The sequence below is a fragment of the Bordetella tumbae genome (assembly GCF_054780995.1).
Genome location: NZ_BAAGVG010000003.1, coordinates 200,997 through 213,594 on the forward strand (window position 1 = coordinate 200,997; position 12,598 = coordinate 213,594).

Annotated in this window: 11 protein-coding genes; 7 read left to right on the forward strand and 4 right to left on the reverse strand. The window is 61.7% G+C overall.

Translation table 11 applies throughout. The features are described 5' to 3' along the window. Nucleotides 1–4 precede the first annotated feature (4 nt). The 3 genes from trpA (at nt 5) to ACYVI2_RS02470 (ending at nt 2,511) form a co-directional block, all read left to right on the forward strand. Nucleotides 5–865, forward strand: coding sequence for a tryptophan synthase subunit alpha (gene trpA / locus ACYVI2_RS02460; protein ID WP_415821744.1), 861 nt, complete (start codon nt 5–7; stop codon nt 863–865). A 33-nt stretch (nt 866–898) separates the two neighbouring features. Next, the gene (gene accD / locus ACYVI2_RS02465) at nt 899–1,774 is read left to right on the forward strand and encodes an acetyl-CoA carboxylase, carboxyltransferase subunit beta (RefSeq protein ID WP_415808666.1); all 876 of its coding nucleotides are present in this window, start codon (nt 899–901) and stop codon (nt 1,772–1,774) included. A 197-nt stretch (nt 1,775–1,971) separates the two neighbouring features. Then, nucleotides 1,972–2,511, forward strand: coding sequence for an acyloxyacyl hydrolase (locus ACYVI2_RS02470; protein WP_415821745.1), 540 nt, complete (start codon nt 1,972–1,974; stop codon nt 2,509–2,511). 365 nt (nt 2,512–2,876) lie between these two features. Here the strand turns inward: ACYVI2_RS02470 and ACYVI2_RS02475 are convergent, their stop codons facing one another. Continuing rightward, nucleotides 2,877–6,341: an Rne/Rng family ribonuclease gene (locus ACYVI2_RS02475; protein WP_415821746.1), complete on the reverse strand. Its 3,465-nt coding sequence runs from the start codon at nt 6,339–6,341 to the stop codon at nt 2,877–2,879. Between the two features lie 539 nt (nt 6,342–6,880). Between ACYVI2_RS02475 and ACYVI2_RS02480 the strand changes: the two genes are divergently transcribed. The 4 genes from ACYVI2_RS02480 (at nt 6,881) to msrQ (ending at nt 10,213) form a co-directional block, all read left to right on the forward strand. Then, on the forward strand, nt 6,881–7,849 hold the full coding sequence (locus tag ACYVI2_RS02480; RefSeq protein WP_415821747.1) for an RluA family pseudouridine synthase: 969 nt from the start codon (nt 6,881–6,883) through the stop codon (nt 7,847–7,849). A 2-nt stretch (nt 7,850–7,851) separates the two neighbouring features. Then, the gene (locus ACYVI2_RS02485) at nt 7,852–8,511 is read left to right on the forward strand and encodes an HAD family hydrolase (RefSeq protein WP_415821748.1); all 660 of its coding nucleotides are present in this window, start codon (nt 7,852–7,854) and stop codon (nt 8,509–8,511) included. A gap of 100 nt (nt 8,512–8,611) precedes the next feature. Continuing rightward, the gene (msrP, locus tag ACYVI2_RS02490) at nt 8,612–9,577 is read left to right on the forward strand and encodes a protein-methionine-sulfoxide reductase catalytic subunit MsrP (RefSeq protein ID WP_415821749.1); all 966 of its coding nucleotides are present in this window, start codon (nt 8,612–8,614) and stop codon (nt 9,575–9,577) included. A 15-nt stretch (nt 9,578–9,592) separates the two neighbouring features. Next, nucleotides 9,593–10,213 (forward strand): protein-methionine-sulfoxide reductase heme-binding subunit MsrQ, encoded by a 621-nt coding sequence (msrQ, locus tag ACYVI2_RS02495; RefSeq protein ID WP_415821750.1) that lies wholly within the window; start codon nt 9,593–9,595, stop codon nt 10,211–10,213. On the opposite strand, the gene ACYVI2_RS02500 is transcribed toward msrQ, so the two are convergent. The 3 genes from ACYVI2_RS02500 to ACYVI2_RS02510 all read right to left on the reverse strand — a co-directional run bounded on the left by ACYVI2_RS02500 (nt 10,193) and on the right by ACYVI2_RS02510 (nt 12,444). Continuing rightward, a complete protein-coding gene (locus ACYVI2_RS02500; RefSeq protein ID WP_415821751.1) occupies nt 10,193–10,987 on the reverse strand; it encodes an N-acetylmuramoyl-L-alanine amidase in 795 nt (264 codons plus the stop codon). The two genes, msrQ and ACYVI2_RS02500, sit on opposite strands and share 21 nt — an antisense overlap. Nucleotides 10,988–11,116: 129 nt before the next feature. After that, on the reverse strand, nt 11,117–11,833 hold the full coding sequence (locus ACYVI2_RS02505) for an SAM-dependent methyltransferase (protein ID WP_460490256.1): 717 nt from the start codon (nt 11,831–11,833) through the stop codon (nt 11,117–11,119). Then, nucleotides 11,830–12,444, reverse strand: a complete 615-nt coding sequence (locus ACYVI2_RS02510) for a Maf family nucleotide pyrophosphatase (RefSeq protein WP_415821753.1) — start codon at nt 12,442–12,444, stop codon at nt 11,830–11,832. Before ACYVI2_RS02510 ends, ACYVI2_RS02505 begins: the two co-directional genes overlap by 4 nt. Between the last annotated feature and the right edge of the window lie 154 nt (nt 12,445–12,598).

Below are 12,598 nucleotides of genomic sequence, written 5' to 3' on the forward strand. Positions count from 1 at the left end.
CACCATGACTAGCCGAACCGACCGTATCGCAGCAGCGTTTTCCCGTGTGGCCGAATCCGGCCGTGCCGCTGCGTTAATTCCCTACATTGCTGCGGGCGACCCCTCGCCTGGGGCCACGGTGCCTCTGATGCATGCCCTGACGAAAGCGGGCGCCGACATCATCGAATTGGGAGTACCGTTTTCCGATCCCATGGCTGATGGACCGGTGATCCAACGTGCCGCCGAGCGCGCCATTGCCCAAGGGGTGGGGCTGCGCCGGACACTGGAGCTGGTAGCCGAGTTTCGGCGCGATGATGCCGAGACGCCAGTGGTGTTGATGGGCTACGCCAACCCGATCGAACGCATGGGCCAGGAGACCTTTGCCCAAGCCGCTCAGGCCGCCGGTGTCGATGGCGTGCTGGTCGTCGATTATCCGCCCGAAGAAGTCGATGCCTTTGCCGGCCAACTGGAGGCCTGCAGCGTTGCGCCGATTTTCCTGCTGGCGCCGACCTCGACCGAGGAACGCATCAAAGCAGTGGCACGTGTGGCGCGTGGCTATGTTTACTACGTTTCGCTCAAGGGCGTGACGGGGGCGGGCAGTCTGAACACGGATGACGTGGCCGAACGCGTGGCGCTGATCAAGCAGCATGTCCACATTCCCGTCGGTGTGGGCTTTGGTATTCGCGACGCGGAGAGCGCCCAGCGTATTGCCCGCAAGGCCGACGCCGTGGTCATCGGCTCCAAACTGATCGAAACCCTGGAACAGGCGGTTGCCTCTGCGCCCGCCGGCCAACAGACCGAGTCTGCCGTTACCGCCGCCAGCCAATGGCTGGCCGGTATCCGTCAGGCACTCGACCAAGTCAAACGAGACGGCGCCTCGGCCTGAGGCCGGTGCGCGGTTTCCTCATGGAAAAAGACAATGAGCTGGATTGATAAACTCCTGCCTCCTCGTATCAACAAGACGAATGACAGCGGTGCACGCCGCGTACCCGAAGGCCTCTGGGTCAAGTGTCCGTCTTGCGAGTCGGTGCTCTACAGCGAAGACCTGGCTGCCAACTTGCATGTGTGCCCCAAATGCGATCATCACATGCGCATTGGTTCGCGTGCACGCATCGATTCGTTGCTGGACGTCGAGGGGCGGGTCGAGATCGGCCAGACCACGCGGTCGGTGGATTCGCTCAAATTCAAAGACACGCGCAAGTATCCTGAGCGTGTCCAAGAGGCCATGAAGCAAACCGGCGAAACTGACGCGCTGGTAGTCATGAGCGGCGCCATTCGCGGCGTGCCGGCGGTGGTGGCCTGCTTTGAGTTCGAGTTCATGGGCGGCTCGATGGGCTCGGTCGTGGGAGAGCGCTTTGCGCGCGGTGCTCAGGCGGCGCTGGACAACAAGACCCCGTTTATTTGTGTGGCGGCCTCGGGTGGCGCACGGATGCAGGAAAGCTTGCTGTCCCTGATGCAGATGGCCAAGACCAACGCCATGTTGACGCGTCTGTCGGCAGCGGGACTGCCATTCATCAGCGTCTTGACTGACCCGACCATGGGTGGCGTATCGGCCAGTTTCGCCTTTATGGGCGACGTGGTGATTGCAGAACCCAAGGCGCTGATCGGTTTTGCCGGTCCTCGCGTCATCGAACAGACCGTTCGCGAGAAGTTGCCCGAGGGTTTTCAGCGAGCCGAATTCCTGCTGCAAAAGGGCGCCATCGACATGGTGGTCGACCGGCGCCAGCTGCGCGAGGAAATTGCCCGTCTGCTGGCGCTGCTCACGGATCAGCCCGCAGACGTCGTTGCCGCTTGACGCTTTGTTGTGCGAGATAGGTGATGCTGGTGGCGTGAAATACCTGGGCGATATTTCCATATTGAACAGGAATGCTCCCAGTATTCACCACGAGATGTCGGATTTTCCTAGAGAACTGTTGTCTGGGTCATACATAGGTTGCAGACAATTGCCGAATTTCTGATAACTTAATTGGCGCACCCAATTCAGGAGCTTTCATGCTGAGTTTCAATAATAAAAACATGCTGGCAGCTGCGGCTGCCTTGTCGTTAGCTGGCCTGGCTTGCTCGGCCCAGGCTCAAAGCCAGGGCGGCATTGGCCTGCATTATGGCGTGGGCGACCATTATTCGCGCACCGAGTTGGTGTATGAAACCCCGTCCCTCGAGCTGTATCGATTTGGCGGTAATTGGGGTCACATTGATCTGAACGGCGAGTTTGGCGCAGCCTATTGGTCTGCCAATGGTTCGCGTGATCCGAGCCACGTCTGGCAATTCAATGCGATTCCGATGTTCCGCTGGTGGATGAGCGATCGTTTCTATGTCGAGGCTGGTATCGGCGCGACATTATTCACGCACACCAGGTTTGCCGACGAGAATATCAGTACCGCATACCAATTCGGCGATCACGTTGGCTTGGGTTTCCTGGTCACGCCGAACAACCGCTTGGGCCTGCGTTATTCGCACTTTTCCAATGCCAGCATCAAACGCCCGAACCCGGGTCTGGATGTGTTGCAGTTGACGTACACGTATCAGTTCTAATGTTTGTTGAAGCAGGGTAGTTCCCTGCCTCGTTCAATGCGCTTTCCGCCGTCTGTGCGGATGTTGTCGCAGCGGACCTGATAACGCGACCCCGGCTTCGGCCGGGGTTTTGTTTTTTTGTTGCCGGGCCGTCCCAAAACAAAAATGCCCCCTTGGGGGGCAGCAAGCCGAAGGCGCAGCGTGGGGGCTTTTTTTGTTGCCGGGCCGTCCCAAAACAAAAATACCCCCTTGGGGGGGCAGCCAGCCGAAGGCGCAGCGTGGGGGTTTTTTTTCGTTATTCCTGAGTGAGCAGATTGAGCAGATGCGATCAGCAATAAAAAACGCCGGCATTGCTGCCGGCGTTCTGGGCCTCGCGTGACGCTGGTTTATTGGCGCTGAGTTTCTACTTGCACCAAGGGGGCGTTCGAGACCGGCGCGACTGGCTTGCGTTCGCGGCCCAGACGGGACGGGACATGGCCGGCTGCGATGCGTTGCTGCGTTTGCGCATGGCGTTCCGGATCGGTTTCTACCCACTTCAGGCCCGCTGCATCCACGACGTCGTGCAAGGCTTGGGTCGACGTGGCCGGTGCTGCCGGTACGACGATGGGCTGCGAAGCCACAGACGCTGCGGCAGGGGCCGTAGCAGGGGCTTGAGCAACGGGCGCAGCGGCTGCCGGAGCGGGCGTTGCTGCGGTTTCGCCGGCTGCGGCTGCCGAGGTGGCTGCCGGTGCCTGGGGTACTGCAGCGCTGGCGAGAACCTCTGTTGCGGTCGCGTCCGCGATGGCAGCGGGGACCGTTACCGGGGTGGCAGGCTCTGGCGCAGCAGGAGCTGCCTCAGGGGCCGAAAGCTCCCGGACCGGAGCCGGTGCCGAAGGCGCCGAGGCTACAACTGCTTCGGTCGCTGTCGATACGCTTGCCACAGGAGCGGTGGTCTCCGTCGTGGTCGCGTCCGACTCAGTCGATGGCGTGGCGGCAGTGGGCTCTGCCTTGACCGGCGCTGTTTCGACGGGCGCTTCGGTCGTTCTGGCTTGGTCAACTGCTGCGACAACCGCGGCTTCGCCGGCCGATGCTGGTTGAGCCGGTGCTGCGCTCGCCGTGGCAGGTTCGGTCGTCGCCGGTTGCTCCGCAGCCACCGCGGGCTCTGCGGATACGGAGGCGGTGTCAGCGGGTTTGGCTGTCTCGGCGGCGGCGTTGCGTACGGCAGCAGCGGCTGCCGCGGTCGTTGCCGCGGCGGCTGCCGTTGCCGCAGCCGCTGTCACTGCGGCCAGCGGTTGCGCGGCGGATTCCGACGGAGTCGTAGCCTGGGGAGCCGGTTCAATGGCCGATGGCATGTCTTGTGCTGCAGTCGGGGCCTGAGTGGCGCCGGCTTCAGCCGCAGACGAGGCTTGCACAGCCAGTGTGTCCGTGGATTCAACGGCATCGGCTTGATCGTCGGCACCCTGCAGGGCCTGATCCTCTTGGCTGCGACGGCCACGACGGCTGCGGCGGCGGCGGCGTTTGCGTTCCGGATCGCCCGTGCCTTCGGTATCGCTACCTTCGGTGGCGGCCTCAATCCCTTGGCTGTCCGTCACGGCGGCGTCCGTTGCATTTTCGGGGACGATTGCTTTCGGCGCTGGAGCTGCGTCGGCCACGCGTTGCGTGTTGGCTGCAACAGCGTAGTCAGCGGCCGAGACGGCAGCCGTTGCAACGGCTGCGCCGGCTGCCAGCGCGTTGTCCTGATCGTTCAAGGAGACGTCTTGCTGGTTGCTGTCGTCGCGACGATTGCGGCCACGGCCGCGGCGATTGCGATTGCCGCGAGGTGCCTCGTCTGCCGAGGCGTCAGCGCCTTGAGCGCGGTCTTGACGGGCGTTGTCACGATCAGCGCGTGCCGTGGAGTCGGCTTCTGCGCGAGCATTGTCACGGTCGGCACGTGCGGGGCGGTCTGCACGTTCTTCGTGGCGGCGATTGCCGCGCACGTGATGACGGGCCGCGCCTTCGGACGGATCACTGGCGTCGGTGGCTTGGCGAGCGTCATTGTTACGGCGCTGGCGGTTGCGATCCGAACCCTGGCGGTCGCCACGGCGTTCCTGGCCGTCCTGGCCGCGTTTGCCGCGAGCCTGGTTGCCACGTTTCGGTTCGTCTTTTGTTTCGGTCGGAGCCGGGGTCGGGCTGCCGCTCAACCAGCCAAACAGGCGTTTGAACAGATTGCCCAGGCTGAAACCGGACGATGCTGCAGCAGGCGCCGCGGCAGGCGTCGACACGGGAGCGGGCTGCGAGGGGGTGATGCCCTTGACCAGAGCTTCGGGGCGCGCCTTGATTTCTTGGTCTTTCGGGGCCCACGTTACGTCGGTCGACGGGGCCTCGGTCAGCTCGAAACTGGTTTTGACTTCTTCGAGGCGCGGGTCGTCGTGACGCAGGCGCTCGATGTGATGGTGAGGTGTTTCCAGGTGCTTGTTGGGGATCAGCACCAGATTGACCTTGAGGCGGGCCTCTATCTTGGTGATGTCGGAACGCTTTTCGTTGAGCAGGAAGGTGGCCACGTCGACCGGCACCTGGGCGTGAACCGCCGCGGTGTTTTCCTTCATGGCTTCTTCTTGCAGCAGGCGCAGTACATGCAGGGCGCTGGACTCTGCGTCGCGGATCACACCGGTGCCGTTGCAGCGCGGGCAGGTGATGTGCGAGCCTTCGTTCAGGGCGGGGCGCAGGCGTTGGCGCGACAGCTCCATCAAGCCAAAGCGCGAGATCTTGCCCATTTGCACGCGGGCACGGTCGAAATGCAGGGCATCACGCAGGCGCTGTTCGACGGCGCGCTGGTTTTTGCTGTCCTCCATATCGATAAAGTCGATGACGATCAGGCCACCCAAGTCACGCAGGCGCAACTGGCGGGCGACTTCGTCGGCGGCTTCCACGTTGGTGCGCAGCGCGGTTTCTTCGATGTCTGCACCACGGGTCGAGCGCGCCGAGTTGACGTCCACTGCAACCAGCGCCTCGGTGTGGTCGATCACGACGGCGCCGCCCGAGGGCAATTGCACCGTACGCGAGTAGGCGGTTTCGATCTGGTGTTCGATCTGGAAACGCGAGAACAGCGGGATGTCATCGCGGTAGCGTTTGACGCGCTGGACGTTGTCCGGCATCACCACGCTCATAAAGGCGGTGGCCTGGTCGGCGATCTCGTCAGTATCGATCAGGATCTCGCCAATTTCGGGCGAGAAATAGTCGCGGATGGCCCGGATGACCAGGCTGGACTCGAGATAAATCAGAATGGGGGCGGCGTTGTCGCGGGCGGCTGAGTCAATGGCCGTCCAGAGCTGCATCAAATAGGACAGGTCCCATTGGAGCTCGTCGACATTGCGGCCGATGCCAGCGGTGCGGGCAATGATGCTCATGCCTTGTGGCACTTGCAACTGCTCCATCGTATCGCGCAGTTCTTGGCGGTCTTCGCCTTCGACGCGGCGTGAGACACCGCCGCCACGCGGATTGTTGGGCATCAGGACCAGATAGCGGCCCGCCAGCGAGATGAATGTGGTCAGGGCGGCGCCCTTGTTGCCGCGTTCTTCTTTTTCGACCTGAACGATCAGTTCCTGGCCTTCGCGCAGGGCGTCCTGGATGCGGGCGCTGCGGACGTCGACGCCTTCTTTGAAGTAACTACGGGCGACTTCCTTGAAGGGCAAAAAGCCGTGGCGGTCTTCGCCGTAGTTGACGAAGCAGGCCTCAAGGCCGGGCTCGATGCGGGTGATGACGCCTTTATAGATGTTGCCTTTGCGCTGCTCGCGGCCGGCGGTTTCGATGTCGAGGTCGATGAGTTTTTGCCCATCGACGATGGCAACGCGCAGTTCTTCCTGGTGCGTTGCATTGAACAGCATGCGCTTCATGAGTGGTGTTCTCCGTTGTCATGACGCGCCGATATCGGCGCGTGACCCCGGGCCACTCGGGCTGCGGACTGAAGCAGGGCAAGAAAATCAAACGTCAAACGGCCGCCGGGCTGCGCCCAGGCAGAGCCGCCGCCGGTTAGGCGGGCACATCGTGCCAGAGGGCACGGGGTTCTGTCAGCAGGAGAGTCAGTTTCACTAAGTGGTTGACGGAAAGGGTTGCTGTGAACGACAGATGCGGCGAACGATCAGCCTGCGCGCACCTGGTGCTTTAAATTACGCGATGATTCTTGCAGTGCTTCAGAGCCGCTTGCGGCATGCAACGACTCAGCCAGGACAGCGGGCAAAAAGTGCCACACCACCGTCCGGCAGAGCGCGGTTGCGCCGGCGACCGAGAGGCCCCGGAGCTGAACCAGCAGGCAGCGGTACAATGGCGGCCCGCGCGCTCGACGGAGACGCGTTGTTGCATCTCTACGCCGGGCGGCTTTTCAGCCTCGTTGTTCAGCCCCCGATGTTCAGCCCCTCAAGGCTGTCCCGATTATATGTCGCTTTCCGTAATGCGCAAAGAAACCCCTATCTCGACTTCGTCTGCACCTGCTGTCCGCCTCGTCGAGGTGGACGTGGAACACGACGGCCAGCGTATCGACAATTTTCTGCTTCGCCTGTGCAAGGGCGTGCCCAAGAGCCATATCTACAAGGCAATCCGTGGCGGTGAGGTGCGGGTAAATAAGGGACGCATTCAGGCGGACTATCGTGTCGTAGCCGGAGATATGGTCCGCGTACCGCCGCTGCGGTTGCCGGCGGCGGGTGAGGCCAGGCCAGTGCCGGGGGCTGAGTTCCCTATCGTGTTCGAGGACGACGCTTTGCTCGTCATCGACAAGCCTGCCGGGGTGGCAGTTCATGGGGGCAGCGGCGTCTCATTCGGCGTCATCGAGCAATTGCGGGCGGCGCGGCCGGAGGCCCGTTTCCTGGAACTGGTGCATCGCCTGGACCGTGAAACCTCGGGCTTGCTGATGGTGGCCAAAAAGCGCAGCGCGCTATTGGCGTTGCACGCCATGCTGCGCGAAGGCAAAGGCGACAAGCATTACCTCGCCTTGGTCGAGGGAGACTGGGTCAATGATCGCCAGCATATCCGGCTGGCGCTGACTAAATGGACCACACAGTCCGGCGAGCGCCGCGTGCGTCCCGATCCTGACGGACAATCGGCCCATACCATCGTCACGCTGCGGCAACGCTTTGGCCGTTACAGTCTGGTCGACGCGGAACTGCGCAGTGGGCGTACGCATCAAATCCGTGTGCATTTGGCGGCCAGCGGTTTTCCGATCATCGGTGACGATAAATACGGGACGGATGAAACGAGGGCACAATTTGCCCGTCAGGGCTTCAATCGCATGTTTCTGCATGCCCATCAATTGACCTTGCCGCATCCCTTGACCGGCGAGATCCTCAGGTTGACGGCCGAGTTGCCGCCAGCCTGCCGTAAGCTATTGCAGCAGTTGGAGAATCAATAACCATGTCGTCGTATTCGCTGGTGGTGTTCGACTGGGACGGAACCTTGATGGATTCCACCAACGGCATTGTTTCCGCCATTCAGGGCGCGTGCCGCGACCTGGAGTTGCCCGTGCCGTCCGCCTCCGAGGCCAGTTGGGTGATTGGCTTGTCGCTGGAGAGCGCCTTGCGCCGGGCGGTGCCCGAGTTGACCCAGGCCATGTTGCCGCGATTCCTCGAGCGTTATCGCATTCATTATTTGTTGCGCGACCCCGATTTGCAGTTATTCGAGGGAATAGAGCCGCTGCTGGGCGAACTGGCCGGCCAGAAAATCCGCTTGGCAGTCGCGACCGGGAAAAGCCGCGTCGGGCTCAATCGTGTGTTGGCCGCTACGGGCTTGCGCGATATCTTTGACGCTACGCGCACGGCCGACGAAACGTTCAGCAAGCCGCATCCGGCCATGTTGCATGAACTCATGCAGGAATTGGATGTCGAACCCGAACGCGTGATCATGGTGGGCGACACCTCGCATGACCTGAATATGGCGGCCAACGCCGGCGTACATGGTCTGGGGGTCGCCTATGGTGCTCATAGCCCACAAGAATTGCTGGGGTGCACGCCCCAGGCTGTAGTCGATACCGTGCCCGCTTTGCGAGAGTGGCTCTTGTCTCGCGTCGGGGTTTGATCGGCGTCTGATGCGCATCCTGGCGTTGTTTGCTTGCAGTGGTTAGTCTGTTGTCATCTGTCGCGTCTCATCCCCTGGGTAGACGCCAGGAGAACTGGTCATGTTGATACGTAAGCCCCGTCACGAGCCCGCATCGTCCGAAATTACGCCCGAGGCTGTTTGGCAGTCGCGTCGCGAATGGATGGCACGCGCCGCCATGGCCGCAGCGGCCGCGGGTTTGCCGGCCTGGGCGTCGCGCAGTGCATTCGCCCAGAGCGGCGCCGAGTTGCCCGGCCAGCCGAGCCCCGCCTATTCGGTCATGGACAAGCCGACCGAATGGAAAGACGTCACCACCTACAACAACTACTACGAGTTCGGGGTCGATAAAGACGCGCCCGCAAAATACGCGGACAAGCTGCAGACCCGTCCCTGGACGGTCTCGGTCGAGGGCGAGGTGCTGCGTCCGCAAACCTTTGATATCGATACCCTGCTGAAACTGGCCCCTCTCGAGGACCGGGTCTATCGCCTGCGCTGTGTCGAGGGATGGTCCATGGTGATTCCATGGGTGGGGTATTCGCTGTCGGCCTTGCTCAAGCAGGTCGAGCCTACAGGCAATGCCAAGTATGTAGAGTTCACGACGGTCGAGCAGCGGGAAAATATGCCCGGATTGCGTTATCCCGTGCTCGAATGGCCCTATGTCGAGGCGCTGAGACTGGACGAGGCCATGCATCCGCTGGCGTTGCTGGTCTTTGGCTTATACGGAAAAGTCCTGCCGAATCAAAATGGTGCGCCGCTGCGTTTGGCTGTGCCCTGGAAATATGGCTTCAAGTCGGCCAAGTCGATTGTGCGTATTCGTCTGGTCGAGCGTCAGCCGACGAGCTCATGGATGCAGGCGGCTGCCAACGAGTATGGGTTTTATGCCAACGTGAACCCCGATGTGCCTCACCCTCGCTGGAGCCAGGCGACCGAGCGGCGGATCGGCGAGGGTGGTTTTTTCACGCCCAAGCGCAAGACGCTGTTATTTAATGGTTATGCCGACCAGGTCGCCTCGCTGTATCAGGGGATGGATTTGGCAGCGAATTACTGACGGGTCGTCGCGTTCATGGTTAATACAGTCGCCGCACCTAGGGCGCAATGGTCCGCCGCTGCGGTGAGCCGATTCAAGCCTCTGCTATTTATTGCAGGGTTATTGCCATTCGCACGCTGGTTCTGGCTCGGATTCAACGATGATCTGACTGCCAATCCCATTGAGTTTTTGACGCGTTCGTCAGGGACATGGGCGCTGGTGTGCTTGTTGGTCACGCTATCGATTACGCCTCTGCGCCGTTTGCTACGGCAGCCAGCGCTGGTGCGCTTGCGCCGTCCCTGTGGATTGTTCGCGTTTTTCTATGGCGCGCTGCACTTTACTGCCTGGGTCTGGTGGGATCGGGGCTTGGACGTGGGAGCGATGCTGCAAGATGTCTGGGAACGGCCCTTCATCACTGCCGGTTTTGTGGCGTTCGTATGCATGACGGCGTTGGCTCTCACCTCGACCCAATGGGCCATCCGCAGACTAGGGCGGCGATGGCAGACGCTACATCGCCTGGTTTATCTGATCGGCATCCTGGCCGTGGTGCACTTGTGGTGGCACAAGGCGGGCAAGAACGATTTTGAGCAGCCTCTGGTCTATGGCGTCATTCTGACGGTGTTGCTCGGCTGGCGTTTAGCGCTGCGGCTCAAGTAGTGCCATGATGATGGCCCCGGTCTCGGCGTCGGGCTTGCCGTCGTAGTTGCTGGGCCGATAGTGCATTTGAAAGGCTGACAGCACATTTTGGGTCTCGCGATCCAATTGCCCGTGCTGGGGGCAGGCATAGCCTAATTTCGCCAGCCGTTCCTGAAACCAGGCAACGTCAGGCGTGCCTTGACGTTGCAGGGTGACCCAGTTCGTCGCCGCCTGTGCCTCGTTGTACCAACGCCCGATGCCAGCCTCGGCCAGTTGTTTCCAAGGAAATAGCGGGCCAGGATCGGTCTTGCGTTGAGGGGCGATATCGCTGTGCCCCACCACGTTTTCGGCGCGGATGCCGTACCGCTTGGTCAAGTCTTTTAATAGCAGAATCAAGGTCTGGATCTGCGGCTTGGAATAGGGCTCCCAACTGACCTGGCCGTGTGCCAGGTCGGTGCGGCCGATATTGACCAACTCGATGCCGATGGAAACCGGGTTCAGCGACACCTGGTTGTACCAGCGGCTCTCTCCTGCGTGCCAGGCGCTCTGAGTCTCCTCGACCAGGCGATAGATGCGAGGGCGTGCGTCGTCTGTGATCAAGTAGTGGGTACTGACTCTGCCCTGTGCCAAGAGCCTCAGCGACTCTTTGGTGTCGGTGGAGGTGTAGTGCAGCACGATATACCGCACGCGGCTGTCGTGACTGACGGCCTTGATCGAGTCGTCGATGTCCAGGCTGGTAGGCACGGCCTGGGGCCCTGCGCAGCCCGCCAGCGCCAACACGGCAACCGCCCACATCAGCCCCGCGTGGAGTCGGGGAAAAGAGAGGCGGGGGCTTAGGGTTATCGGCATGGGGCGGACTTGGGGGCGTGAGCAGCAGTGATGATTACAGTTGGCAGGGCCGTTGGTCGTCGGCGCAGGACGAGTTTACGCGCGCTGAGCGAGATACAGGAATAGCGTCGGTTGCTTATCCAGTTCTGGTGCAGGCTGTTTTTTCCACTCGGCGACGCTATAGGTGCGCACCCATTCCTCGTCTGTCGTGAGGGATCGTGCTACGCATAGCCGCGTGTCACCGCGCAGTGCCGAGAGCAGAGTCGCGAACATGGCGGCGTTGCGATAGGGAGTTTCGATCAGTAACTGGGTCTGGTGGTGGCGGGCAGAGTGCTGCTCCCAGGCTTTCAATTGCTTGGCGCGTTCGCCTGGGTCGACAGGAGCGTAGCCATGGAATGCAAAGCGCTGTCCATCCAGGCCGCTCGCCATCAATCCCAGCAAAATCGACGAGGGGCCGACCCAGGGGCGCACATGAATGCCGAGCCGATGCGCCGCCGCGACAACCGTGGCGCCGGGATCGGCCACGGCAGGGCAGCCGGCCTCGGATACGAGGCCGATGTCCTGCCCCTGGCGCACAGGAGCCAGCCATTGTTGTATCTGGCTGGCATCCGTTTTGGGGCTGAGCGTGTGGATGGTGATTTCCTGCAGCGGGCGTGCCGTGCCGATCTGTTTGAGAAACGCTCGCGCGGTTTTTGCGTTCTCGGCGATATAGGTGTTCAGGCTGCCGGCCAGGGCTCGGGCATCCGCGGGTAACCAGCGCTCGGGTTGCGCCGGTCCGAGGCCCACGGGGATGAGGTGTAACGTGCCGCTCATGTCGCTTGTCCCGCGGGCTGGGCGTGCGTCAGCGGGTCCAGGCCAAAAGTGGCCAGCATGCGGGTCAGCGTGATCAGGGGCAGGCCGATGATGGCAGTAGGGTCATCGCTGCGGATATATTCCATCAGGGCAATTCCCAGGCTTTCAGCTTTGGCGCTGCCTGCCGTGTCAAAGGGGGCTTCGGCGCGCAGATACGCGTCGATGGCCACCTCCGAAAGTGGGCGAAACCGGCATTGCGTGACGACATCGGCTTTTTCTACGCGTTGGCCATCGGTGACCGCCAGTGCGCTATGAAACTCTACCGTTTGTCCGGCCAGCATCCGCAGTTGGGCTTGGGCGCGGCTAAAATCACCCGGTTTTCCGATAGGATTGCCATCGATGGTGGCGACCTGATCGGAGCCGATGACGATGCAGCCCGGTTGCTGGGTCGCTATGGCCATGGCTTTGTCGACGGATAGGCGCAATGCCAGCGCCGCAGGTGGTTCGTTGTCGCGGGGCGTTTCGTCCACATTGGGGGAAATCGCCTCAAAGGGCAGGCGCAACCGTGACAGCAGTTCACGGCGGTATGGCGAGCTCGAGGCCAGGATCAGGCGGGGTGTGGAAATGGGCATGCGTTGTTTGACGGTTAGGCGTAAGTCACGGTATTATCTAACGTTTTGCGGGATTTTTGCACGGCGCCTGGGTTTTGGGTGCTGCGGGATGTCTGCGCTCGCGTCGCGAGAATATGTTTTTCGATGCGTGCAGTACAGCTAAACGATAGGGTTA

What these genes read in the sequence shown, in the direction of transcription:
- trpA (WP_415821744.1), top strand. Translation starts at nt 5, where the DNA reads ATGACTAGCCGAACCGACCGTATCGCAGCAGCGTTTTCCCGTGTGGCC.
- accD (WP_415808666.1), top strand. Translation starts at nt 899, where the DNA reads ATGAGCTGGATTGATAAACTCCTGCCTCCTCGTATCAACAAGACGAAT.
- ACYVI2_RS02470 (WP_415821745.1), top strand. Translation starts at nt 1,972, where the DNA reads ATGCTGAGTTTCAATAATAAAAACATGCTGGCAGCTGCGGCTGCCTTG.
- ACYVI2_RS02475 (WP_415821746.1), bottom strand. Translation starts at nt 6,341, where the DNA reads ATGAAGCGCATGCTGTTCAATGCAACGCACCAGGAAGAACTGCGCGTT.
- ACYVI2_RS02480 (WP_415821747.1), top strand. Translation starts at nt 6,881, where the DNA reads ATGTCGCTTTCCGTAATGCGCAAAGAAACCCCTATCTCGACTTCGTCT.
- ACYVI2_RS02485 (WP_415821748.1), top strand. Translation starts at nt 7,852, where the DNA reads ATGTCGTCGTATTCGCTGGTGGTGTTCGACTGGGACGGAACCTTGATG.
- msrP (WP_415821749.1), top strand. Translation starts at nt 8,612, where the DNA reads ATGTTGATACGTAAGCCCCGTCACGAGCCCGCATCGTCCGAAATTACG.
- msrQ (WP_415821750.1), top strand. Translation starts at nt 9,593, where the DNA reads ATGGTTAATACAGTCGCCGCACCTAGGGCGCAATGGTCCGCCGCTGCG.
- ACYVI2_RS02500 (WP_415821751.1), bottom strand. Translation starts at nt 10,987, where the DNA reads ATGTGGGCGGTTGCCGTGTTGGCGCTGGCGGGCTGCGCAGGGCCCCAG.
- ACYVI2_RS02505 (WP_460490256.1), bottom strand. Translation starts at nt 11,833, where the DNA reads ATGAGCGGCACGTTACACCTCATCCCCGTGGGCCTCGGACCGGCGCAA.
- ACYVI2_RS02510 (WP_415821753.1), bottom strand. Translation starts at nt 12,444, where the DNA reads ATGCCCATTTCCACACCCCGCCTGATCCTGGCCTCGAGCTCGCCATAC.